Source organism: Kordia jejudonensis (assembly GCF_001005315.1).
Classification (GTDB): domain Bacteria; phylum Bacteroidota; class Bacteroidia; order Flavobacteriales; family Flavobacteriaceae; genus Kordia; species Kordia jejudonensis.
Genome location: NZ_LBMG01000012.1, coordinates 69,819 through 95,505, shown reverse-complemented (window position 1 = coordinate 95,505; position 25,687 = coordinate 69,819). Strand labels below are relative to the sequence as shown.

At 32.9% G+C, this 25,687-nt stretch carries 21 protein-coding genes and 1 tRNA gene; 2 read left to right on the top strand and 20 right to left on the bottom strand.

Annotated elements, in window-relative coordinates:
• Positions 1–47: 47 nt before the first annotated feature.
• From AA089_RS08885 to AA089_RS08855, 7 genes are read right to left on the bottom strand one after another with little or no spacing between them, the layout of a single operon-like run.
• A complete protein-coding gene (locus AA089_RS08885; RefSeq protein ID WP_046756584.1) occupies positions 48–1,466 on the bottom strand; it encodes a hypothetical protein in 1,419 nt (472 codons plus the stop codon).
• On the bottom strand, positions 1,463–3,478 hold the full coding sequence (locus AA089_RS08880; protein ID WP_046756583.1) for a hypothetical protein: 2,016 nt from the start codon (positions 3,476–3,478) through the stop codon (positions 1,463–1,465). The genes AA089_RS08885 and AA089_RS08880 overlap by 4 nt, the downstream gene beginning before the upstream one ends.
• 1 nt (position 3,479) lies before the next feature.
• Positions 3,480–4,781: an NCS2 family permease gene (locus tag AA089_RS08875; RefSeq protein ID WP_046756582.1), complete on the bottom strand. Its 1,302-nt coding sequence runs from the start codon at positions 4,779–4,781 to the stop codon at positions 3,480–3,482.
• Entirely contained in the window at positions 4,778–5,452 is a 675-nt protein-coding gene (locus AA089_RS08870) for a class I SAM-dependent methyltransferase (protein WP_046756581.1), read from the bottom strand. Before AA089_RS08870 ends, AA089_RS08875 begins: the two co-directional genes overlap by 4 nt.
• A complete protein-coding gene (locus AA089_RS08865) occupies positions 5,449–6,642 on the bottom strand; it encodes an ATP-binding cassette domain-containing protein (protein ID WP_046756580.1) in 1,194 nt (397 codons plus the stop codon). Before AA089_RS08865 ends, AA089_RS08870 begins: the two co-directional genes overlap by 4 nt.
• Positions 6,639–7,298 carry an ABC transporter permease subunit gene (locus AA089_RS08860; protein WP_046756579.1) on the bottom strand — a complete coding sequence of 220 codons (660 nt, stop codon included), beginning with the start codon at positions 7,296–7,298 and terminating at the stop codon, positions 6,639–6,641. Before AA089_RS08860 ends, AA089_RS08865 begins: the two co-directional genes overlap by 4 nt.
• Positions 7,299–7,301: 3 nt before the next feature.
• Positions 7,302–8,162, bottom strand: a complete 861-nt coding sequence (locus AA089_RS08855; protein ID WP_046756578.1) for a substrate-binding periplasmic protein — start codon at positions 8,160–8,162, stop codon at positions 7,302–7,304.
• 245 nt (positions 8,163–8,407) lie between these two features.
• Here AA089_RS08855 and AA089_RS08850 point away from each other — a divergent pair, with 245 nt between their 5' ends.
• Positions 8,408–9,736 carry a tyrosine-type recombinase/integrase gene (locus AA089_RS08850; RefSeq protein ID WP_046756577.1) on the top strand — a complete coding sequence of 443 codons (1,329 nt, stop codon included), beginning with the start codon at positions 8,408–8,410 and terminating at the stop codon, positions 9,734–9,736.
• A gap of 405 nt (positions 9,737–10,141) precedes the next feature.
• Here AA089_RS08850 and AA089_RS08845 read toward each other — a convergent pair.
• From AA089_RS08845 to abc-f, 3 genes are all read right to left on the bottom strand, one after another.
• Positions 10,142–10,214, bottom strand: a tRNA-Met gene (locus AA089_RS08845).
• A 57-nt stretch (positions 10,215–10,271) separates the two neighbouring features.
• Positions 10,272–10,454 carry a CPXCG motif-containing cysteine-rich protein gene (locus AA089_RS08840; protein WP_046756576.1) on the bottom strand — a complete coding sequence of 61 codons (183 nt, stop codon included), beginning with the start codon at positions 10,452–10,454 and terminating at the stop codon, positions 10,272–10,274.
• Positions 10,455–10,471: 17 nt separating this feature from the next.
• Positions 10,472–12,394: a ribosomal protection-like ABC-F family protein gene (gene abc-f / locus AA089_RS08835; RefSeq protein ID WP_046756575.1), complete on the bottom strand. Its 1,923-nt coding sequence runs from the start codon at positions 12,392–12,394 to the stop codon at positions 10,472–10,474.
• An 81-nt stretch (positions 12,395–12,475) separates the two neighbouring features.
• Here abc-f and AA089_RS08830 point away from each other — a divergent pair, with 81 nt between their 5' ends.
• Positions 12,476–12,865, top strand: a complete 390-nt coding sequence (locus AA089_RS08830) for a DUF983 domain-containing protein (RefSeq protein ID WP_046756574.1) — start codon at positions 12,476–12,478, stop codon at positions 12,863–12,865.
• Between the two features lie 32 nt (positions 12,866–12,897).
• Here the strand turns inward: AA089_RS08830 and AA089_RS08825 are convergent, their stop codons facing one another.
• The 10 genes from AA089_RS08825 to AA089_RS08780 all read right to left on the bottom strand — a co-directional run bounded on the left by AA089_RS08825 (position 12,898) and on the right by AA089_RS08780 (position 25,624).
• Positions 12,898–13,962 carry an NAD(P)/FAD-dependent oxidoreductase gene (locus tag AA089_RS08825; RefSeq protein ID WP_046756573.1) on the bottom strand — a complete coding sequence of 355 codons (1,065 nt, stop codon included), beginning with the start codon at positions 13,960–13,962 and terminating at the stop codon, positions 12,898–12,900.
• A 332-nt stretch (positions 13,963–14,294) separates the two neighbouring features.
• A complete protein-coding gene (gene porN / locus AA089_RS08820) occupies positions 14,295–15,188 on the bottom strand; it encodes a type IX secretion system ring subunit PorN/GldN (protein WP_046756572.1) in 894 nt (297 codons plus the stop codon).
• An 18-nt stretch (positions 15,189–15,206) separates the two neighbouring features.
• The gene (gene porM, locus AA089_RS08815) at positions 15,207–16,766 is read right to left on the bottom strand and encodes a type IX secretion system motor protein PorM/GldM (protein ID WP_046756571.1); all 1,560 of its coding nucleotides are present in this window, start codon (positions 16,764–16,766) and stop codon (positions 15,207–15,209) included.
• A 50-nt stretch (positions 16,767–16,816) separates the two neighbouring features.
• Entirely contained in the window at positions 16,817–17,449 is a 633-nt protein-coding gene (gene porL / locus AA089_RS08810; protein ID WP_046756570.1) for a type IX secretion system motor protein PorL/GldL, read from the bottom strand.
• Between the two features lie 85 nt (positions 17,450–17,534).
• On the bottom strand, positions 17,535–18,899 hold the full coding sequence (gene porK, locus AA089_RS08805) for a T9SS ring complex lipoprotein PorK/GldK (RefSeq protein ID WP_046756569.1): 1,365 nt from the start codon (positions 18,897–18,899) through the stop codon (positions 17,535–17,537).
• A gap of 151 nt (positions 18,900–19,050) precedes the next feature.
• Positions 19,051–20,220, bottom strand: a complete 1,170-nt coding sequence (locus AA089_RS08800) for a formimidoylglutamase (RefSeq protein WP_046756568.1) — start codon at positions 20,218–20,220, stop codon at positions 19,051–19,053.
• On the bottom strand, positions 20,220–22,721 hold the full coding sequence (gene topA / locus AA089_RS08795) for a type I DNA topoisomerase (RefSeq protein WP_046756567.1): 2,502 nt from the start codon (positions 22,719–22,721) through the stop codon (positions 20,220–20,222). The genes AA089_RS08800 and topA overlap by 1 nt, the downstream gene beginning before the upstream one ends.
• 104 nt (positions 22,722–22,825) lie before the next feature.
• Positions 22,826–23,986 carry a hypothetical protein gene (locus AA089_RS08790; protein WP_046756566.1) on the bottom strand — a complete coding sequence of 387 codons (1,161 nt, stop codon included), beginning with the start codon at positions 23,984–23,986 and terminating at the stop codon, positions 22,826–22,828.
• On the bottom strand, positions 23,973–24,518 hold the full coding sequence (locus AA089_RS08785) for an RNA polymerase sigma factor (protein WP_053002286.1): 546 nt from the start codon (positions 24,516–24,518) through the stop codon (positions 23,973–23,975). The genes AA089_RS08790 and AA089_RS08785 overlap by 14 nt, the downstream gene beginning before the upstream one ends.
• A 41-nt stretch (positions 24,519–24,559) precedes the next feature.
• Positions 24,560–25,624: a hypothetical protein gene (locus AA089_RS08780; RefSeq protein ID WP_156168955.1), complete on the bottom strand. Its 1,065-nt coding sequence runs from the start codon at positions 25,622–25,624 to the stop codon at positions 24,560–24,562.
• Between the last annotated feature and the right edge of the window lie 63 nt (positions 25,625–25,687).

Sequence of the window (25,687 nt, the reverse complement as noted above, 5' to 3'; positions counted from 1 at the left end):
CTTTTAGTTTTAAAAAAAGTTATTCATACAATAATCAAAAACTACTTTTAATTTTTATTAAAGTTACCTTTAGTCCATGGCTTTATCTCTTCCAAAATTACCTTACAAAATCGTAAAATTTGCTCAAATCTAATTTTCGCTACTTCATTGGATACTAACTTTTCTTTATTGTAAAGATCCAAAATACCGTGTGAGATTTTTATCATCAACTCTATTTCATAAGATGTATACTGATAAAGTACTGTTTTTATTTTTTTATTTCTATAGTCTTCTTGTCCATCCATTTTTTTAATAGAACGACTGTCATACCCTTTAATAAGTAATACTTGTGAATATAACTGTCTTGATTTATCTGCATCTGTCTCTTCGAAAGATAACATTAATAAATAATTATAAATTTGTTTTAATGACAAATGCAAACTAAAGAAAAGATAAAAACATAATATTCTCTTTTCTATAATTTTCTCAAATTCTTTTAATACTTCTTGTTCAATATTTCCAAATCTATTTTTTGCATAATTAAAACTACTTACAATATTAGTATATGGAGGAAATCCAATTTGGTTCCTAATGAAGTCATTATTTTCAAAGTATATAGAAAATTCTTTTTCAAATTCTTTATTTATACTTCTTTGAGAATTTGCTTCTTGAAATAATCGTTTGTTATGAGCCCACGAATAGTCATTAATTATTATCCTTGATAGAATATTTATGTATCGTTCAGCATTTACATCAGATATGAATGAATCATAATAGTGAATAAAGTATTCTCGAAATAATTCACCTGGCTTTATATTCTTGTAATTTTCTGTTGATGTTTGTATTTTTGGTATATATACAAATGATTTGACAATACTTTCTGTTTCATCTGAAAAAAACAGAAAATCTTCTTTATCTCTATTTAATATTTTTTCTTTATCAATAGTCTTATTTGTTACTTTTAGGATTTCTGACTTAATATTGAAATCAGAAATCCTTGCAAAAATTTTATGCCTCCAGTTTGATAAAGCTGTCATAAAAACCTCTCTATATTCGTCACCCTTAACTTCCCCAACTTCTTTTGACACTGCTAAAAATGTTCTATTGGGTAATCCTTTTATCGCAAACTCCTTGGTAAAATCTGGGTGATTCCTATATTTTGACATTATAATAATTTGACAATCGGGATGATGCTGATCTAATGCATTTATTAATTGTATTACAATTTCATTTGCTTCATCTGTTTCATACTCTCCTGAAAAATGAATATCTAAAATAGCTAAGTCTAAAGTAGGTATTTTATGTATATTATTAATTGCAATATCTTTATCAGCATACCCCTCACCTCTTTTAGATTCGGGTATTTTTATAGCAAATTTATACCTAAAGAAATGGCATCTATTATTTAGAATAGAACCATTCGCATTAATAATTTTTTCTTGAATAAACAAACTGAATTCATCATCAACTATAAATACATTTATCATAATAGCGGTAGTTTTAATTTTATCCAGAAAAAATCATTATATACTTTATGCTCAATATTTTCAGGTGTCTCTAATTCAAAATTAGTTGTTTCGCATAATTCAACGATTCTTCTCCACCCTCTTTTCCCCTCTTCAAAAGAGTTATTTCTCATATTTGCCAAGATTTTCACATCTGGCCACTTAGTATTTAAAAAGACTATTACAATATTTTTTTCTGCCTTTTCTAACTTAATTTCACATTTTGGGTACAAGGTGTTTGAATGTTTAATTAAGTTTTCTATCATATCTTTTAATATTAATCGAAATACAATTTTATCTCCGCGAGAAGTAGCTTTAAACTCTTCACGTTTTAAAAATGATAAATTCTCATAATTTCTAAAACGATCTTCCTCTAAACTAAGTCTAAAGGTTAGATTAAATCGATGTATATCTTTACAAATTAATTTGAAATAATCAATTGTTAATTGAATTTCTTCTAAAACATCAATTTTTTGAGACTTTATTAAATAACCTGTTCCTTTCAACTTCATAAGCCCCCTTATACTAGATGTATAATACCTTAATGTTTCAAGTTTATTCTCTGAGAGATCTTCACTTAAAATGTCATTGACAAAATAGTTCTGAGCAGATATTATTGTATCTAGATCATGTTTGAAATCTTTAAATTCCTGATCTTTGACCTTCACTCCTTCTTTTGCAGTAGCCTCTAAAATACGTAATTCATTATACACCCATCTTAACCAATTCGAACATTTCATGAGAAATTCTGAGTCATATCTATGAGATGTCAAGAACATTACACTTCCTAAATCCATTTTATCAGAAAAACTCTCTAGAAATATTGTCTCCCAATATTTAAAATAATGATTTGATAACGACTCTTTTAAATTTAAAGATTCAATATCAACATTTTTTATCCTTTCAGAAATTTGATGAAGGTTAAAGTCATTAAAATATTTACACGTATTTGCTACTATTTTATTTTTTATTTTATTAGGCATTTTTAGCGTATTAGCAATCCAATAAGAATACGCTTGTAAACCTAAATTTTGCTGAATTAACAGCTCTCTTCCTTCCTTTTTTTTACTAAAATGAGGCCAATCTAGATATGCTAGTCTGTGATTATTCTGAAACAGAACTGGTAGTCTTCGCCTAGATAAATAGTATGCTATTTGCTCTCCTATTTTTTCAATTTGTTTCTTTTTTATTGAAATAAAATATCTATTTTTTCCAACCTTACCCCCATTCTTATTAGCAATTGACACACTTAATATTCTCAATTCCGAGCCATCAGTAGTTAAAGGCATTGGCATGTAGACTTCTTTTCCGTATTTGTTTATAACAATTTGAGACGATTTCCAATAATGTGTAGATGGAACTGAATATGGTATTCTATCTTCATCGATATAAAACTTATTCAAAACTGCATCAAATGCATAAGAACTTGGAATATCATACACCCAAAATCTATTTTTGTATGTTTTAAAAAGAGTCAAGCTTTTCTTTACATCATCATTAAATCCACTTTTTTCATTTTTTGTATAGAAAGAATCATTAAAATAAAATTCTAACTCTCGTTTAAACTTTATCTCTAATTTTTGTTGTTCCCCATAATCATTGCTAAAATATTTGTCCTGAATTTTAATTGAATAATTACCAATTCCTGTAAAATATTTTTGATTTTTTTCTTTTTTTTCTCCTGTAATAAATATTCGGTCATCAGCTAAAGTCGTATAACCTGGCCAAAAATAAAATTTGAATTCTTCAATTTCTTTAATTATTGAATTATGCGTCCTTTTATTTTTGATTGCTTCAAAAAAGAAAATTTTAAAGAAATTTTTACCTAAAACTACTAGAAGTTTTTCAATCTCAACAGGATATTTTAATGGGTCAAATTTATCTAATCTTTCTTGCCCCTTAAACTTAGCAATTTCTCTTAGATATAAATTAGCAGATCTTTTTAAGTTATCCCAAAGTATAGACTCATTAACATTTAAATATTTTTTCGTCATTTTATGTAAGAAATAAAGACAATATAATGATAATTACAGACACTATCAAGTAAATATTTATCTTATATTTTTTTTGAAAAACTAAATTAGCTATAATATAAAAACCGAATCCAACAAGCATCGCCTTATCAAGAGCAAAAGTTATAATAGTAACTAATATCATCAATAATATAGTTACTCTCTCAATGAATGGAATTTTTCTTAGTTGTTTAACTTTAGGCATGAGTTTCATTCCTACCCATGCTAAAGCCCCAGTGGTAGCAATTAATGGAACTAAATTCACAATAGGAGCAAGAGGTATAAATAAAAGCATGAGTAATCCACAAATTATAGCTGTAAAACCCGTTCTTCCTCCAGCCGCGATACCTACTCCACTCTCTACAAATGTTGTAATACTTGTAGTTCCTATTACCGAACCCGCAACTGTTGCTACTCCATCTACCAATAACGCTTCTTTTTGATTGGGTAATTTTCCCTTTTCATCAAGTATAGAAGTATTCTGCGTAAGTCCAATAAACTTAGCTATACTACCATAAAAATCAACTACAAATAATATAATAACAGCAGATAACATCTTTGTATCTAGTATCATTGTAACATCTAATGCCCCAATAGCGGTCAACATATTCTTATTTACAGAAATAACATCATCATTTACTTCATACAAACCAACCAAATGGCTCATTAAAGTGCATAATACGATACTGATTAGTATAAAACCCTTGATTTTTAATCTATGGAGAGTAATAGCTGAAACGACACCTAAAATTAATACTCCAGATTTTAGAGAGAATAACTCACCAATGGTTTTAATATTAGTTTCTTCATATACTAAAATGTTACTTAATTTAAGCGCGATAATAATCAAGAATACTCCAACACATGCTGCCAATCCAATTTTTAATGAATCTGGAATAGCTTCTATTATTTTTTTCCTGAATTTAGTTATAGTTAATATTAAAAATAAAATACCAGACCAAAAAACTGCCCCTAACCCTACTTCCCAAGAAGTTCCGTGACCTATTATTAAAAAATAAACCACATAAGAATTCATTTCTAATCCTGGGGCAAGCGCAAAAGGTTTTTTCGCCCAAAGCCCCATTACAATAGTTGCTATTGCAGAAACAACTACTGTTGCAAATAGTGCTGCTGATTTGTCAATACCACCTTCACTCAAAATAGCAGGATTAACTATAAATATGTATGACATTGCCAGAAAAGTAGATAATCCAGCAATAATCTCTGTTTTAAAGTCCGTTTTGTGATACTCAAAATCAAAAAATAATCTAATTTTTTTTATCATTTTGTTAATTCAAAAATTATAAAATCTCTTATTTTAAACCCTTTCAATTCATATTCTGGTGTGAAAAACACATCAGACACTTCTAAACCTGCATCTTCCATCACCTTTGTATACCATTCTATAGACCTATGCCTTTCTATAATTTCATAATTTCCTTCTTTTTTCACTTTTTTGTAGTCATGATTACATGAGTAGTCTTCTCCAATTGGGAATCTATAATCGAGGTTTGATTCTTTTATATCATAGATTTTTGGATTACAAAAGCCTATATAAATTTTACCGTTTGAAGCAATCTTACTTCGAAGATTCTTTATTATTTGATATACTTCTTCTTCTGCAACTATGCAAACAACTAGATTACATAAAATAATATCAAAATAGTTTTTAGGAATACTATTTACTCTATCAATTACGGCAGCTCTACCTAGTTTTTCTACTGCGATTTCTCTCATTTCTTTACTAATGTCATATACTTTTACTTGAGCACCTAGATTTTGAAGCAAGTCTGCTAGTACTGCTGGTCCTGCTCCGTAGTCTAAAACTTTTATATTTCTTACATCGCCAAGATGCTCTATAATTGTTTTATCATAAGATTGAAGCTTAGCATATTCTTCTTCAAGTTCAGAAAGCACTTTTGCCCATTGATCTTGATTATTAACGGATTTTCTCATATCAACTCTTTTAACATTTCATTTGCAACTTTAAAATTAATAGGGTATTCTGGGGCAAGATACTCCTTGAGTACAGGCTTTAAATCATGCTTATTCCAATTACTTATTGTTTGGTAACTAAGCAGATAAATCCAATTTTTATGTATAGGATACTTTTCATTTGACAAACGTTCTTTGATATAGCTATCCAAGACATCCCAATAGTTTGCATCATCATTTTTAATTCCCAACCAATGCTCTAAATCTTTTTGAAAATCTGAAAAGTGATCCATTATAAAATAATAAACATCAGACACTACATTCTTATCCAAGGATTCATAATCTAAAATCCTATAAATCAATCTAATTTTTTTATTTATATCTGTTGACTCCTCAAACTCTAATAGTAAATTTTTATTTATACCCAAAACACCTTTTGAAACATCTTCAACTTTTGGATTTACATTCTGTAAAATTATTCCCCCCAAGCTCAACAAAAAGTCTTGAAGTTTTTTTGTTGATGGACTTATCATAATATCTTTTGATCCTTGCTCAACTATTTTACCCTGAGAAATAAATATTATTTTATCTGCCAAATTCTGTGCAAACAATAAAAAATGAGTTATGATAAATATTCCTACTCCTTTATTCTTAAGCTCTATTAAATATTTAAAAAGTATTGCTATTAATTCTGGATCTAAAGCAGAAGTTATTTCATCCAAAAACAAATATTTAGGTTTTAGCATTACAGCTCTTACAAAAGCAACTCTTTGTTGCTCTCCTCTACTACATTGATAAGGCATTTTATCAATAAAATCTTTCATTTTAAAAATGCCTAACAGATATTCTAGTTCTTTTTCATCACCAATACTTATAGATTTTCCTAGTGGTTTCAAAATGTTTTTTTTATTTGTCCAATGTGGAATTAAATCTAAATTTTGAAATACAACTCCAACGGTCTGTTGTGTATTTAATCTAAACTGTTTACGGATTTTTTGTTTAACATTAGGAAAATGAAATTCTTCATTTTCTATTGTTACTATACCATTATCTGGATTTTCAATTAATGATAATGTCTTTAACAAAGTAGTTTTACCACTTCCACTCTGACCTATAAGTACAGTGATTTGATTCGATGCAACTTCAACATCTACTCCATGTAAAATAGTTGCTTCTCCATATTTTTTTTCTATGCCTTTACATTTTATCATTTAATGAAAGAGTATTTTCGTTTCAAATAATATGCGAATCCCGTTATTGGAAGACTAATAATCAAGAAAAATAAAGCTAGTGTAGTATATACTTCGACTGGCTTATATACTTCTGAATTTACTCTACTTGCAATTCTCAAAATCTCATCAACAGAGATTAAAGAACCAAATAAAGTAGAATGCATCATAACTACTTGTATAAACAATATAGATGGCAAAATTTGCTTTATAATTAATGGTATTTGAATTTCTTTGATAATTTGAAGAGGTAATAATCCACAAACCTCAGCAGAAACTATATATTCTTTTGGAAAACTACTTACTGAGCTAGAAACTTGTTCAGCCACTAGAAAAGTATTTAAAACAGAAAGAGTAAAGACTGTAGTTGTGAATCCATCAACTTGAATTTCTAGTATTGTTTGTGCTGGGTAATGTAACCAATAAAGAAAAACTAAGACTGGAACACCTCCTATAAAAAATGTTAGAAATTTTATTGGAATTCCAATTTTTTTTGGATGTCTAGATGATAAAACCCCAAGTATTGTACCCATAAGAATTCCAATAACCCAAATTAGAATTGTCATTTGTAGAGTTACAGATATACCTATTAGAAAATCTTCTTTATACTCAATTAAAATTTTAAATACTTCTCTCATTTATTACTTATTAACAGAATATGGTTTTGCCACACGATAGAACAAATTAGGTGCTGGTTCATACTTGGATATGATTTTTTCTACATAACCACTATTTATCAAATCTTGAATTGCAACATCTAGCATATGTTTCATCTGAAACTCTCCTTTTCTAAACATATAGCAGTTTCCAAATAATCGAATAGGACTCTCGGAAGCTATATTTTTAATTGTTCCTGAATTATTCTTTTCATATTCATAAGCGTAATATGGTTCTGCAAAGACAACATCACATTTTTGTGATGTTAAATCAAGGAATTTTTGTGATATATCAGTCAATTGAATTGAAGAGTGTTTTTTTGCTTCTGGAAAGTCCTGAGAAGCAATAATAGATGATGTTTCTCCATCAATAACACCAACCTTAACATCTGGATTATTAATTTTAGACCAATCATTATCAAAACGTTTGTCACCTGCTCTCACATACATTCCTATTCCACTATAGTAAACTGGAATAGACATCGTCGTTTTTGTTCCTCTAACAACATTAGCCCATACAGGACTTCCAACTATATCATAACGATTTGAATCCAAACCTTCAATCTGGGAAGCCCATCCAACTTCTTCCGTCCACTCTAATTCTAAACCTAAGTTTTCACAAGCTTTTTCTAGAACTTCAACAAATATCCCAGACATTTCCCCAGTTTTTGTATTTTTCATACATGCAGGTGGATAATTTATATACGCAGCTCTTATCTTATCTTTTTGAATAACCCTTGCATATACACTTGTAGTATCTTTTATATTTTTATTACTATTTACTTGCTTACAACCCGTAAACATTAGCATTAAAAATAAAATAGCTGTTAATTTTGTTCTAAACATAATACTTAAATTTTATATATAAATATCATGATTATAAAAGTTACTTCAAGTTATTTTTTAAGGAACTTTACTTAAAGAAAAGTCAACAACTACATTTCAAAGACATGAAACTGATTCTAATCATCACTATTTATGCTTTCATCTAAACCAACGTTAAATCATAAAATCCCTAAACTAACTTTATACTCAAAAGAATGATTTTACACATTAATCATTCTCAACAAATCCCCTAAATCAAAATAAGTATGAAGCGAAAAAAAGTACCTACACAAAAACAGAAAGGACTATTTATTTACTGTAATAAATGTCAGAAAGATTTCTCGTGGACATCAAAATTAGTCAAGCAGAAAAACAGCAAGTCAGTAAAAGAAGAACCTATTTGTGGTGAAAATGGAAGTAAATTTTCTAATTGTAAATTCTTTCAACAGCATAAGTTTAGAGCGAGAATTTATATTCCAGGAACGAATAGAGTTGTCTGTAAAGTTTTTGAAACTGATAATTACAAAGAAGCTGCTAAATTGATTGTTGAATTTGAACAAGAGGTTAAAAAACGAAAAACTCAAAAGCAGTTTTATGTTTTTGATGCACAGCAAGAGTATATAGAATTCCTTAAAAATATTGATGTTCCTGCGCATCAACAAGTGCAGAGAAGTCAAAAACATATTAAAGAAGTCTACAAATGTCTGCAACTTTTTAATGAAGCCCTAAATTTTAATGGTATAAAAATCACCATTGCAACGATTCCTGAAGTTACAGATGAGTATGTTGGGTATTTCCACTCCTATTTACTCGAAGTTAAAAAATACCAAAACAAGACATATAATAATAAAATGAGTGCTGTAAAAGGGTTCTTTCTATGGAGTATTAGTCACTACAAACTCAAAATCACAAATCCTTTTGATAAAGTAAGAAGTAGAAAGTTAACAATCAAAAAAGAGACTATTACTAGAGATGAATTCGAACGATTACTAAAAGTTATTTCCCCTGAAAACGGTGTAGTTCAATTAGGAGGTAAAAGAAAGCAAAAGAGAAATCTTTATAAATCTTATCTAAAGGATGGAATTGAACTTGCTTTATATACAGGTGGAAGACGTGAAGAAGTTGTCAATTTAAAGTGGAATATGATTTTTGAAAAAGATAATATTCCTATGTATATAGAAATGAGAAATCTAAAAGTGGAGCGACAACTTGGTGATGGATTCAATGAAGATGTTACGCCTAAAATAATTCCAATTACTAAAGATTTAAGAGATTTACTCAATCGACTTGGATATAAAAAGTACAGAAGGAAAGATAGATATCTTTTGAATCCTAATCGTACAGAATCATCTACAGCTTATATGATGGATTGCTTATCAAAAGGATTTTCCCATTTTTATAGCTTGCTTGGAACGAATAGAAAATTGCAATTAAAATCGCTCCGAAAAACATATTTAACCCATCTATATGCCACACTTGGAAAAGAAACAAAATACTTATCATCTCATACTTCAGATACTGTTTTACAGAGATATTATGTTGATGAAAAAGTGGTTCATAAAGCTATTACTTCGTTTGAAATTTTTACTGATTAGATACTTAAAAGATACTTTTTTTTAAACACTCAAAATTGGACTTTGGATGATTTCTGTAAAGCTATATGCTATATTTGAAGCAGAAACTAGATACTTTTCATCTCATACTTCTCATAATGTCTTACAAAGGCACTATATTGATGAAAAAGTAGTCCATAAAGTAATAAAAACGTTTAAAATTTTTAATGATTAGATACTTTTAAGGTACTTTTTTTTCAGCACTTAAAACAGCACTTTGGATGATTTCAGCAAAGTTATATCGCCTAAAAAGCTGATCGTTAAGCAATTACTTTTCAGTAGATTAATATGTTTTCGAGTGACCTTAGGGAAAAAGTAAACCTTGAGGTCAACTAGTAATTTAGTGCTTAAAAACAAGAAAAGCACTGAAAATCAGTGCTTTATTAGTAGCGGGAACTGGACTCGAACCAGTGACCTTCGGGTTATGAGCCCGACGAGCTACCTACTGCTCTATCCCGCGATATTGGACTGCAAATATACAACCATTTTTAATTCTACCAACAAAAAAATTACTTTTTTATTGTTCTATGTTTTGCGCGTTAAATCCCATGATAATTCCGTCTTCGCTAACTACCTCTAATTCAATCGGATTGCAGCAAACTTCACAGTCTTCAATGTACTTTTGAGTACGTACAGACGTGTCAATTAACATCGAAATTTCTTCCCAACAATAGGGACATTGAAAAAAATGTTCGTTCATATTGCAAAAATACAACTTTATAACTGCGATTCCAACGCGTCCATTTCTTCTTGAAGCACTTCCCAATCTTCCATTAAATTTTCTAAAGACTTCTTTTTACCTTGATACGTATCAAAGAAATCTGGCTTTGCAATGGTTTCTTCATAGTTAACCGCCAATTCCATGTCAATATCCTTGATTTCCTTTTCTAAGTCAGCAATCGAACGTTCAATTTTGTTGAGTTTGTTATTTAACGATTTTAATCTTTTTTGAGATTCATACGATTGCTTTGGCGCTTCCGCCTTGACAATTTCTTCTTTGATAACCGTTCGCTTTTCAACTTCACGCAAATTGGCCACTTTTCGTTCGTCCAAATAGTAATTGATGTCACCGAGATATTCCTTTATTTTTTCATCTTTAAATTCGTAGACTTTGTTGGTTAATCCTTGTAAAAAATCACGATCGTGCGAAACCAAAATCAACGTTCCTTCAAAGTGTTGCAAAGCTTTTTTTAAGACGTTTTTCGATTTGATATCTAAGTGATTTGTTGGCTCATCCATCACCAACACGTTAAACGGTTGCAATAACATTTTACACAATGCCAAACGATTTCGTTCTCCTCCTGAAAGCACTTTTACTTTTTTGTCTACTTCTTCGCCTCTGAATAGGAAAGCTCCGAGCATATCGCGCACTTTAGGACGTGTTTTTTCATCCGCGGCTTCAATCATGGTGTCTTCAACAGTCAACTCTCCATTGAGATGTTCTGCCTGATTCTGCGCAAAGTATCCAATTTGTACATTGTGACCAAGTTCTAATTTTCCTTCATGTGGAATTTCATCGACAATAATTTTTGCCAAAGTAGATTTTCCTTGTCCATTTTGACCTACGAAAGCAATTTTGCTACTGCGTTCAACAAATAAATCAATGTTTGTCAACACTTGCTTTTTTCCATAATGTTTAGACACATTTTCTCCTTCAACCACAACTTTTCCTGGCTGGATTGACACTGGAAATTGAATTGCCATCACGCTATTGTCATCTTCATCAACTTCGATACGATCAATTTTTTCCAACTTTTTAATCAGCGATTGCGCCATGGAAGCTTTGGAAGCTTTTGCACGGAATTTTTCAATGAGTTTTTCTGTATGTTGAATGTGCTTTTCCTGATTTTTCTGCGTTGCCAATTGCTGCTCACGAATTTCTTGTCGTAAGACTAAATATTTTGAATACGGTTTGTTGTAATCGTAGATTCTTCCTAAAGAGATTTCAATGGTTCTGTTCGTTACATTATCTAGAAACATTTTATCGTGCGAAACAATGATCACGACGCCTGAAAACGACTTTAAGAATTGCTCCAGCCAAATGATAGATTCGATATCTAAATGGTTTGTAGGCTCATCTAAGAGTAGAATGTCGTTTTTTTGCAGTAATAGTTTTGCCAATTCAATTCGCATTCGCCAACCACCTGAAAATGTATCGGTTTTTTTGTCAAAATCATTTCGTTTGAAACCCAAACCTTGCAACACACGTTCGGTATCGCCTTTGTAGTTGTAACCGCCGAGAATTTCATAGCGTGAGGTAAATTCACTTAAATTGACAATGAGTTGGTTGTAGGCTTCACTATTATAATCCGTACGTTCGGATAGTTGATGATTGATTTGATCTATTTTGAGTTCTAATTCGCGAATTTCCTCAAAAGCTTCATAACTTTCTTCCAAAACTGTTCGTCCTTGAACGAATTCAATATCTTGTTTTAAGAAACCAATTTCAACATCTTTATCGGTGGCAATTTCTCCTTCATTGGGTTCATTTTCTTTGGCAAGAATTTTTAAAAGTGTCGATTTTCCCGCACCATTTTTACCAATCAATCCCACACGATCGCCCGCATTGAGCCGAAATGCAATGTCTTTGAATAAGTAGGTTCCGCCAAAGGCAACACCAATGTTGTGAATATTTATCATATGTGTGACAAAAGTTACAATGTTTCTTAAAAGGAAGTCTTATTTTTGTATTTCGTAAGACTTACCATAAATATTTTACAAATGTTAAAAAAAGGATCGAAACTAAATAGTATTTTAAAAGGAACTTGTCCAAAATGCCATAATGAACCGATGTATGTTGAAAAAAATCCTTATAAACTTGCGTCAACACTGAAAATGCATGAAACTTGTTCACATTGTGGAACGCGCTATAAGATAGAACCTTCTTTTTTTTACGGCGCAATGTATGTAAGTTATGGTGTCGGAATTGCATTTGCAATGGCTGCTTTTGTTGTTTCAAGGTATTTTATTGGAACCGAGTTACTGACTTCATTTTTTGCCATTATGGGAACATTGATTGCTTTTATGCCTGTAATTATGCGTTTGTCTAGAAATATTTGGATTAATCTTTTTATGTCGTACGACAAGAGTTTGGATAAGAAAGTGAGTTAGCAGATTACGCTTAACGCGATAGTACTTTCGATTTAATGCTTTACCTTTTTATTCTGAAAATGTTCAAAACGCTTGATATCAATGTCGCTTGGCAATGCTACTTGCTGTTCTAGATGATTGTATAATTGTTTGGCAACTGTTGGTCCAATCATAACACCACGCGTTCCTAAACCGTTTAATACAGCTAATCGTGAATACGTTGGATGTTTGCCAATTAACGGTCTTCTATCTACAACTGTTGGACGAATTCCTGCTACATGATCTATGATTTCATAATCACAATGAATGAGCTTAGAGAGCTTTTCTATCAGTTCTTGCTTTGCTTCTTGAGTCGTTGTATGTGTTTTGTCTTTCCAGTTGTAAGTGGCACCTACAGTATAGATGTCATTTCCTTGTGGGATGAGGAAAACGGAAGATTTTAGCACATAGTCAATTTTTAAATCTGGCGCTTTGATGAAGAGCAATTCGCCTTTGGTTCCTTTGAGCGGTAAATATTCAAAGTATGGATTCATTTTGAGTCCGAAACCTTCACAAAAGAGGATGTGTTTTGCTTTTATGTTTTGATAGCGCACGAAGTCATCTTCTATAATTATTTCACTGTATTGAAAACGCTCTTTTTTGATTGCATTTTTTGATTGTAAATATTCACGATACGCTTGAAGGAGTTTCCGAGTTTGTATTCGTCCCGTATGTTTTACTTTACCTAATGAAAAAGGCGCATTGACAGCTTTATTTGTATTTTGAATCAGATTCGTATCGAGATATCTAGCCAGTTTCGGATTGTCAGAAGCTTCAAACCACATATTTTGATCTTCTACTGCAGCAAATCTTCGTACTACTGCAATTTTATCATCAAATGAAGTTTTTAGTTTTTGTTCTAATTTTTCATAAAATGGCAATGCCGTAGCTAATTGTTCATCTGCATTCCATGATAGTGTAAATCGTTTTAGAATTACAGGATTGTATAATCCGCCAGCAACTGTAGACGAATGTTGCGACTCGTCTTCAAATACTAAAAATGTTTTATCGGCAGTTTCTAGTTCTTCACAAAATGCAATACCTGCTAGTCCTAATCCAACAATTATATAATCTACCATAGTGCAAAAATAAAGGTATTAATCCTTAGTACAAGTTCAGGGTCAAATTAATTTACTTCAATTGAATATGAATTATTTATTTTCATTTCCCGTGAAATTAGTGAAACTCAATGTACAGTGCACCTTTGAGGCTTCTACAGAATTAAATAAACCTGATAATTACAACAGTATCAAAATAGAAAAGAATTCAAAAGATCCTGCTATACAGCAGGATTAGTTCAACTTACAATGTACAGTGCGCCTTGCAGGCTTCTGTACATTGAGTTTCACTAAAATAAAAAACGCTCACTAAAAAGTGAGCGTTTGTATGATAATGTTATGAATGTAATGTGTTAGTAATTCCACATGTCTTGTTCTCTTCCTCTGATTTTATCTTTGATACGTTCAGATTCGATTAGCTGCATCATAGAATTCTCTCGAACATAGTCTCGTATACGTCTATCACCTTGAACATTTTCTTCTTTGTAGATCAATCCGTTAAAACGTCGTGCGTTTAGTAAGTGATCAAAAGATAATGGTTTCGCGGCATTACGATCATTGAATGCTTTTGCTTCATGAAGTATTTCTCTAACATCTGGATAGAATACCCAAAATAGTTCAACTAAATCTTGCTGACCATCTTGATCTATAAATTGTACATCTGGTGCAACTGGTGCAATAGCTAACAATCTAAATTTTAATTCTCCTTGACGCTTGTCAAAATACCAAACACCTTTTACTCTGTATTCTTCAATGTCAGCAGAAGTTAAATCTCGTACTTCAATATATTCATCAGATAGTTTTTCTCCTCTGTTTAATTGATCGAATCCAGCTCCAAGTGTGTCAATTTTTCGCAAACTTGTTTTGATGTCTTCATAGGTACGAACTTCCGTAAAGTTTCCATCCGCATATACTTTTTTGATGTTGTTATTTTTAACATTTTTCAAAAGCACATCATATAAAGAACGTCTGTCATTACGCATTCCGATAGTATCTATAGGATAGTATAATGGAAAGTTTACTCTTTCATCAAGATCAATGATTTCCCATGTCGTTGCTGACCAAAGAATATCTCTGTCATCAACATATCCATATGGCAATGGACCATCGTTATCTGCATCTTTTTGCGCTTGCGTTTTAACGCCTATTTCACCTGGATCTTTCGCATTTAATAGGTTTGCTTGTCCGAAGACAGATCCTGAGATGAGTAGTGCAAATGCAATTGTAAATAAACCTCTCCAATTCATAACAAATGTTTTATTTTTTTAATTTGTAATTTCAATAATTACAGGTGATATTTTCTTAATAAGTGGGCCATTACTTTTAGCCTTTATATTAATGATCTGTACCGACTGCCCTCTTTTTGCTCTGTTTAGAGCGCTTTGAGCTTTACCATCTAATTTATCACCTCTTACCGTGATTGTTGGCTGTCCTGGTACTTTGAAATCAAATTGCGTTACACGTAATGGTAAATCGAAATCGAAGTCTTCGAAATCTGCACTTACTCTACCTTTAGCAACACCTGATTTACTCATTTTCAGCACTCCTTTTTCTTTTCTAAAGAATCCTGTTGGTGCTGGAATTTCCTTAATTCTGAATGATTTCTTATCACTAGAAGTTGATCCGTCATCTAGTTTAGCTGTAACATTAATCGTTACACTTGTACCAGTTTTAGGCTTCATGTTATACCCTTTTCCTTGTTTTGTTAATCCAGGAGCAGACGCTGTAACCTTGTTATCAGGAACTCCTGCAAAAGAAATTGTCATTGGGTTATTAACTCCACGATATACAACGTTCATTTTGTCAGCAGATATAGTAGCTGAGTTTGGACGTGGTACTACAACGTAGTTTGCCGTGATAGGAATTTTTAATTCTTTACTATTTTCGATAAATGTAAATTCACCTTTAATTTCGTGCTCTCCTACATTTCCAACGTTGAAGTCTAACGTAGCAGCTCCACTTTCGTCAATAGCTTCTCCTAAGTTGATTTCCTTTCCTTGTACAACAAGTTTTGTTGGAGGAACGTTTGCATATTTACCAATTACTACTTTTCCTTGGAATTTTTCTCCTGCAAAGAAAGCAGACTTATCAGCCAATACAATTGCTTGGTAGTTATTTAAAGTTGTCGCTTCAGATACAATGTTTCCTAAGAATAAACTAAACATGTTAGCTTCATTAACTTTAATGTCATTTTGCATTGCCGTTAATTTCGTGTAGGAAGCAATTGCTGGAAAACCTTGGTAGTTATATGCTAACCAATCGATTTTTTTACCATCGTTATTTTCTACTTTATCCGTACTGAATGTTTTGTCGAATGCTTCAGCTCTTCCTCTATAACTTTCGTCGGTAGCTAAGATATCTTTAATTTCAGTTTTGTAAGCTTCAATATTAGCCATTACTTCTTGACCTTTTTTAGTCAATCCGTCACCTGTAAACCAAGCTTCGTCTAATATATCTGTTTTATCCATTGCTTCGAAAGGAAGTTTCCCTGTTTCAGGATCAACTTCATATCCTCCTTGTTTTAACAAGTCTCTCTTTAATGTCTCAAGATATTTGTATAATTTATCTGAAGCAATTTTTACTTGCTGTGCTCTAGCTGCAGGAACTTTAAATTCTTTTGGGTTCTCTGATGCTTTTGTTTCAAGCTCAGCTAGTAATTTGTCATTTCTATCGGTAGTTGCTACGTTTGCGTCGGCAAACTTAGCTTCCATCAATCCGAAAGCCGAAAGTACTTCTTTTGACATATTCATTGCCATCATTGCGATGAATACTAAATACATCAAGTTAATCATTTTCTGCCTTGCAGATGCTTTTCCTCCTGCCATGTCTAATTAGTTTTTTTGTTAAATTTTGTTGAATTAATTTATACTACTAATTAGTTTTTATTCATTGCAGATAACATTCCACCGTACACACCATTTAATGATGAAAGGTTTGATGCTAATGATTGCATTTGCTCTTTTAACTTCGCCGCATTTTCTACTGCTTCTTCATTGATTGAAGCTTGACGACTAGCGCTTTCCATTTGTACTTTGTAAAGGCTGTTAAGCGATTCCATTTGTGCAGCAGCTAAAGACATTTCTTCGCTGTATTTTTTTGTAGATGCAATTGCGTCAACTGTTGGAGAAAGACTTTTTGCAGCTCCTTCAAAACCACGGATACTTGTTCCAAGGCTTGACATTAATTCGCTATCAATTTTAGCATCTTTTAATAAGTTATCTAATTTTTTAGATAATAATCCTTCAGCATCTTTAGCTTCTTCTTTTTTAGCTTTCGCTTTTGCTGATCCTCCAGATAATTCTGGATATACTAGAGACCAATCTAAGTCATCTTGTTGTCTTTCAAAGGCTGAATATGTGAATACGAGTGCTTCTACAATCATTCCAAGCGTTAAAATCTCACTTCCGTAAGGCCAGTGCTGGATTTTAAATAATGCTCCTACAATTACGATTGCCGCTCCAAGTCCATATACCATGTTCGTCAGCGTGATCTTGCCATTCTTTGCCATAATAATCTAATTTTAGTTTAGTGTTTAGTTAATAAAATTTAAGTGTTGGGTTTACCTATTATTTGTTGAATTATTTTGTGTCAAATTATCTTTTTCCTGTACCGACAACATCAGTACCCATGTAGCTTTGTACAGTTCTGAATCCGATATAACTTCTTGCTGAGTCTCTGTATTCGAAATCTCTCGTGTTTACTTGTAAGAAGTATTCAACGTCTTTCCATGATCCTCCACGGATAACTTTACGCTTGTTTAAGGTATCGTTAACGTTTGGACTCATTGTAGACATGTATTCGTATGAACTAGGATCGTAAGATGATGCTGTCCATTCTGCTACGTTTCCAGCCATGTTGTATAAGTTGAAATCATTTGGCTCGTAAGCATCAGCTTCTACGGTGTATAATGCTTGATCTGCCGCGTAATTACCTCTTAATGGCTTAAAGTTTGCTAAGAAACATCCTCTATCATTCATGGTGTACGGTCCTCCCCAAGGATACGTTGCGCCTTCCAGACCACCTCTTGCAGCGTATTCCCACTCTGCTTCAGATGGCAATCTGAATTTGTTGATCATGTGACGTTTTCTTTCTTTTCTGTAGATATTCTTTTTTAATGTTCTCCACTCACAAAATGCTTTTGCTTGTTTCCAAGTAACACCTACAACAGGATAGTCATTGTATGCATCGTGCCAAAAGTAGTCATTATGCATTGGCTCGTTGTATGAGTATTCGAAGTCTCTGATCCAAACTGTTGTATCAGGATATATTTCTAAGTTTTCTCTTTTGATGAAATCTGAACGCTTCATCCCTTTGTTTTTCGCTGCAGCTTGAATGTCCATCCAAGTGTATTGAAATCTTACTTTAGTCCAATCTATAGTACGTTGTCCGTTGTATGATTCTGCTTCAGGAAGATATATAGAATCCATTACCTCAGCATAGAATTCATCAGGAATTTCAGAGAAGTCCCAAATAAGATCTACATCTTGGTTTAGGCGTCTACCTTCATAACCTGTAGGTCCCATTCCAGCATAATTATCATTGTAATATTTTTGCCAAGCAGTTTGGTCTGTAGTATCTACATCTTTGAAGACATACTTTGCAATACCATCAGCATCAGGATCTGTTTTTCCTTCTTCATCAGCTAATATGGCTAACTTAGTTCGGATTATAGAATCTCTAACCCAATACACGAATTCTCGGTACTCACTATTAGTGATTTCAGTTTCATCCATATAAAATGAAGGAACAGTAACTGTTTTTGTGGGTGCATTTTTAGTTTGAGCAATGTCGTCATCAGATTTACCCATGATGAATGAACCACCAGGTATTAGTGACATACCATAGGGTTTCTCTGGATGCCATTTTTTTCCTTTGACACCGACTAGCTCACCTCTATCTTTAGAACCACAGCTATAAAGAAATGCTAAAACGGCTGTTAATACAACAATCTTTTTCATACGGAAATATTGAGGTTAATACGTTTTTTATAGATTTTAAGGGCGTAAACCTATCTATTTATTTTCAAAAAAACAATTTTTTATTCTAAAAACTAATGGTTTTGAATTGCTTTTTTAAAATATCATTTTAAGGTTTTCTTAACACGCTTATTTAATTTATACTTTTTTTATACGCCATCCACCATCTTTCTGGGATTATTTGGTTGCAAGCATTCAAATAATCTTGGTGTGTGCAAGGTAATAACGTATGTCTTTTTAATTTATTATTCAAACTTGAAATAAATGGTATTTCTATCCACCATCTTTCGGTTTTATTGCTTTTGTAGAAGATTAATTCTTCTCTTCCATTTGGCACTATGTATTTTAAGTAGTCTTCTTTTGAAGCAAAAGGGTAATCATTTACACGATAATTAACACCTTCAATGAAATACCAAATCATTTGTGCCACCAACATTGCTGTAATTTCTTCGTCTTTTGAGTTTTTATATTCAAAGATTCCAAATGAAGAAACTTTATCGCTTATTCCTGCATAACGGCTTATGGCACAGATTTCTTTTCCGTCTAGTCCGTTTGGCGATGTGTTTTGATTTCCACTGACTTCCGACGCTTTTACAGCCGATAAGTCAATTCCAACAATATCTGCATCACGCGTAATTGGCTCTACAATACTAATATCATTTGAAACTTGTCCTAAACGATACGCATCAAAGAAGAGTTTTTGCATTAAATCAATTTCTTCTTGTGCATTGAAATAGGTTTGATATCCAATATTACTATAATTAAATAGATTATGCGGCGCTTCCATAATGATTTTTCCCATGTAGGAATGATTACTTACCGAATGCGTTATTGCTCCAAAGTCAAATTTACTATCAACATTGACCACATTTACCATTTGCTCCAATTTATCATATGCTCTATACATGGCATACATTAAATCCTGACTTCCGCCAATAATGATAGGAATGGTGTTGTTTTTTAGTAATGGCTCCATGATGGTTTTTAACGCCACATAGGTATCATCAACCGTTTCTCCTTTTTGGAGATTTCCCAAATCTACGATTTTTTTACTCCAGTTTCCGGGAAATAGACTGTATAATGCTTTCCGAATTTCTAACAGATTGAGATTTTCTCCTAAGTAATTAACATCACTACGATTTTCCAGCACACCAATGATGGCAAATTTTGCCGTATGGGTTGTTTCTGGAATTCCTTGTCTGGCTGTATGAATTTCAATTTGATTTCCTAAAGCTTGAGGCGATACTAATTCGTTATGAGCCATCAATACATCATTGACAGGCGATAAAAATTCGAACTCCATTATTTTTTAGCTTTTGCTTTTGCCTTTGGTTTCGCTTTTGCTTTTGTTTTTTTCTTTGGCGCTTTGTCCTCGATCATTTTTTGCACTTCTTCTAACGTTAGTTTTGAAGCGTCGACCGTTTTGGGAAGCTCTATTTTTATTTTTCCTTTGAGAATATTACTTCTTCCCCAACGTGCTTTTTCAACACGAATTCCTTCTTCTTCCCAGTTATGAATGACTTTGTCGCGTTCTTTTTGCTTTTTATCTTCTATTAATTCTTCGATATCAGCTTTTGAAAGATTGTCGAAATCGTACTTTTTGTTTACGTTGATAAAGATTCCATTCCATTTTAAGAACGGTCCAAAACGTCCAACTCCTTTGGTAACATCATGTCCTTCGTATTGTGCAATTGGCGCATCGGCTTTTTCACGCGCTACGATGAGTTCCATAGCTCTGTCCATTTCTACACTTAGCGGATCTTCGCCTTTGTCTAACGAAATGAATTTTTTGCCAAATTTCACATACGGACCATAACGACCGTTGTTTACTTCAATTGTTTCGCCTTTGTACTCTCCTAACGTTTTTGGCAATTGAAATAAATCCATTGCTTCTTCAAAAGTGATGGTATTTAGTTGCTGATCTGGACTTAGACTTGCAAATTTTGGCTTTTCTTCATCGTCAACCGTTCCTACTTGCACCATTGGTCCAAATTTTCCTAAACGCACACTTACTTGTTTTCCCGTTTCAGGATCAGTTCCTAAGATACGTTCTCCCGATTCGCGCTCGGCATTTTCTTTTACGTCTTCTACTTTTGGATGAAAGTCTTTGTAGAAATCCTTCATCATGTCTTTCCATTTTTCGTTTCCAGACGCAATATCATCAAAGTCTTGCTCAACTTTTGCTGTAAAGTTATAGTCTAAGATGGACGAGAAATTTTTTACCAAGAAATCATTTACAATCATTCCAATATCTGTCGGTACTAATTTCCCTTTGTCCGAACCTACTTTTTCCGTGAGTTCTTTTTCTATGATTTTATCGCCTTTTAGGGTCAATTGCTCATAGTTTCGTTCTACACCTTCAACAGTTCCTTTTTCGATGTATCCTCTATTTTGAATGGTAGAAATTGTTGGCGCATATGTTGACGGACGTCCAATTCCGAGTTCTTCTAATTGTTTTACCAATGAAGCTTCCGTGAATCGGTATGGTGCTTTTGTATATCGTTGCGTTGCTGTGATATATTCGTTGCTTAGGTTTTCTCCAACAAATAATGCTGGCAACATTCCTTCTTGTTCTTCTTCATCATCATCTTTTCCTTCAAGGTATACTTTTAGGAAACCTTCAAATTTTAGTACTTCTCCATTTGCCGTAAAACGTTCGCCGTGTGTATTTGCTTCAATTTTTGCGTTGGTACGCTCTAATTTTGCATCACTCATTTGAGAAGCCAAGGTACGTTTCCAGATCAATTCATATAAACGTACTTGATCATATTCAGCGCTTACCGTATGGTTTTCCATATTGGTCGGACGAATTGCCTCATGCGCTTCTTGTGCACCTTTTGCTTTGCTTTTATAGTTTCGTGGATGACTGTATTCTTCTCCGTATGAACGAATAATTTCTGCCTGAGCGGCATTTTTTGCATCGTTGGATAAGTTTACACTATCTGTTCTCATGTAGGTTATCAAACCTGCTTCGTATAAACGTTGCGCCAATGTCATCGTTTTACTTACCGAAAAATATAGCTTTCGCGATGCTTCTTGTTGCAGTGTTGATGTGGTAAATGGTGCCGCTGGCGACTTTTTTGCTGGCTTTGTTTCTAAGTTGGCAATTTTAAAATCGGCTCCAACATTTTTCGCTAAGAACTCTTTTGCTGCTTGATGTGTTGGAAATGTTTTATTGAGTCGTGCTTTGAATTTTTTCCCTTTTGAGTTTAGGAATTCGGCAGCAACTTTAAATGATGCTTGCGGTTTAAAATCTTGAATGCTACGTTCGCGTTCTACAATTAAACGTACAGAAACCGATTGTACACGTCCTGCTGACAAACCACCTTTTACTTTTCTCCAAAGTACTGGCGACAGTTCATAACCTACCAATCTGTCTAAGATTCTTCGGGCTTGTTGTGCATTGACTAAGTTGTAATCAATGTCGCGCGGATTTTCAATTGCCTTTAGGATAGCCGTTTTTGTAATTTCATGAAAAACGATACGTTTTGTACGTTCTGGCGTCAGCTTTAGTGTTTCTGCTAAATGCCATGCTATTGCTTCTCCTTCTCGATCCTCATCACTAGCGAGCCAAACCATTTCTGCTTTCTTCGCTAAGTCTTTTAATTTTTTTACTACTGATTTTTTATCATCAGAGACTATATATTTAGGCTCAAAATCGCCGTCTACATCTACGCCTAATTCTTTGGATGGTAAGTCTGCAATGTGTCCGAAACTCGATTCTACTTTGAAGTCTTTTCCGAGAAATTTTTCAATCGTTTTCGCTTTTGCAGGTGACTCTACAATTACCAGATTTTTTGCCATATGTTGATTTTTCAGAGTACAAAAGTATGTAGATTTTTAAAAACGGGCACATTTTTTTACGTTTATACGTTTTTTTGACCTGTAGCGAAACGCTTTTTTAGCACTCAAAAATCATATTTTACACCCAAGATGAATCCGCCGTATTTCTTGTCTCCAAGGTAGTTTACGTACGGCGAAAGTTCGTATTTAAAAATAAGTCCAATATTTTTATAATTGATTCCCGTACTTAGCCCATAATTTATTTTTTGATCAAAGAAACTTTTTACTTTGTCATTAAAAAATTCATTGTTTGGCGAATATATTTCATATCCTGCATATACGCCAGCTTCCACACTGTAGTCTCCAAATCGTTTTTCAAGATTGGAAAATAAGTTGAAACTCAGTTCTCCTTTGTTAAACCGAATACTATCTTTTTTGAAGTGTAAGTTTCTAAGTTGCAAACCAACTCCGTAATTGAATGCATAGTCTTTTTTGAGTTCGTTTTTAAATTCATACGACAGTTCCACAACATAAGATGTTATGATTTGATAATCGTTTGGTGTAAAGAAACCATTGAGACCCACCATAATATCTGTGTTTTTATATATAGGCGACGCTTTTTTAGATGTTTGCTTGTTTGTCTTTTTACGTTTCTTTTTTAGTGTTTCCGGCGAAATGAGCGTCCAATTGTATATCTGTAAATCTTCAGCTTCTGCGATGATTTCTTCATTTCCTATTGTTTTTGAAGCTTTGGTAGCGTTTTCAACTGCAGTTGATTGTATGTTTTGTTGACTACTATATATGGTATTATTTTTTGTATCGCTTCCGCGAGATTGTGCTTTTGAAGCCGTTTCTACCACGCCGTTTCCACTTCCACGAACTTTGTTTCCTGACTGGTTTTTTGTTTTTGTTTGCAACGTATCATGTGTACTTACTGCGTTTTTTTCAGCTTGACTGAGTGTAGTTGAATCTGAATTCGAATCTGAATCTGAATTCGAAGTTGAAGTTGATGTTGAATTCGTGTTTTCTGTGTTTCCAGATTTTTGCTGTTCTGTATTTGTATTCGTTATTGAATTATCATTGCTGCTTTCGTTAAAATTGATTCCTTGGTAAATTCCAACCGAACTTATAAGCACAAAGAATAGTAAGAGATATAGCAATCTTCGCTTTTTTCTTTTTTGCGCTAGTTTTCCTTGAACAATGTCCCAACCATTTGAGGAAGGCGTTGCTTCACGACCCGAAAGTTCACTTTTGGCAAGTGCGTCTATGTAATCAAAATCTTCCATTGGACTTTTTTGTTGTTAATTGTTCTTTTAATAGTCTTCGCGCTCTGAATAAGCGAGTTTTTGAAGTAGCTTCTGGAATGTTGAGCAATTCGGCAATTTCTTTATGCGAATATCCTTCTACCGCGTATAGATTGAATACGAGTTTGAATTCTACAGGCAATTGCAGGATCAAGCGTTGTATTTCTGAAACTTCAGCTACTGGTTGTTGGTAGGTTTTTTGATGTTCTAGTATGGTATCACTTTGTTCAGAGATAAGAAATTTCTTTTTTCGTAGAAACGACAAGCTTTCGCGAATCATGATTTTACGAACCCAACCTTCAAAGCTTCCTTCTTGTTTGTATTTTTTTATGTTGAAAAAGACTTTTACAAAACCGTTATTCATGACTTCTTCCGCCATAGATCGGTCAGAAATAAAGTTCAGACAAGTTCCTAACATTTTGGGCGCTAACGATTCATAAACTGCTTTTTGCACCAGTTCATCATTCGCTCGCAACCCATCAATGTCATGTATTTGTGTGTTAACTTTTCCCAAAAATGGTTGACCTATTTGATTGTTTTGTATTTTAATTGCTTTTAACAACTGACAGCTTGTATTTCAATTGGAATTAAAATAAAGTCTGTGCTCATATCATAATCAATCCGCACATATATAGTTTGTACGCTTGCTATATTTTGATACGAGTTTAAAGGTAATGGATTTGTTTGACTGTTGGCATCTATTTCTGTTTCATAAAATGCAATGGTATCATTTGCCGTTAATTCGTCCAAATCTTTTATTTCAATGATACAAGGTATGTATTCTTCAAATATAAATTCGGAAGTTTCAGAACCATCAATGTCTTCGCATTCTACAAATATCAGTTCCGTACAATAGTTTTCCTCTTCGCACTCTTTTGTCAGTGTTATGACGACATCGTCAATGTTTGTAAGTTGCATCATGTTGTCTGATAAGATTTCTGTTTTCCAATCAAAATTCCAGTCGTCTGCTGTGGCACTTGCTGCTTCAAACGCAATGTTGATGTGCAATTCGTCTTCAATGAAATATACAATACGTGTGCCTTCAAATAGTTCGCCGTTGTTATAGAAGTTAAATGTTCCGTCTTCTGCAATATCAAATACTGCATTTTCATAGGTATCTACCGTAGGATCATCATGACTGACAATCCAAACACATTCTTGCAATAGTTGACGACAGTTTCCAGCAATGGTAGTTTGTTGTAATTCGATACAATCATCAATAGCTTGTTTGAGTTCATCTTTGTCCTGAATTAGAAATTCGTCTCCATTTTCCAGTGTACTTTGAATAGGAAAATTGATTCCAATACTGTTTCCTGCGGCTATGTTTTCTAAGATAGTGCTAAATTGTGCATCGCTGGAAACGACATGTTGCGCTACAACTTCTACATTGCTATTAAATTCTAGCATTGTAAACGAGTAAATGAATTTGATACAGGTAATTTCTGCGTCCGAATCTGTGTCGGCAACGCGCGCTATTAAACCGAAAAGCTCCGATTCTTTTTCAATTAGATTTTCAATATTAACAGTTCCTATTTCTTCATTATCATCTAAATCCGAACAGGAATTCACACATATGACTAAAAAACTTACGATACATACTTTTAATAAATGACTTCTCATAACAATTGGTATTAATGTTCTGTATATAGAGACGCATCATTTTTTGAAAAGGTTCCCAAAAAC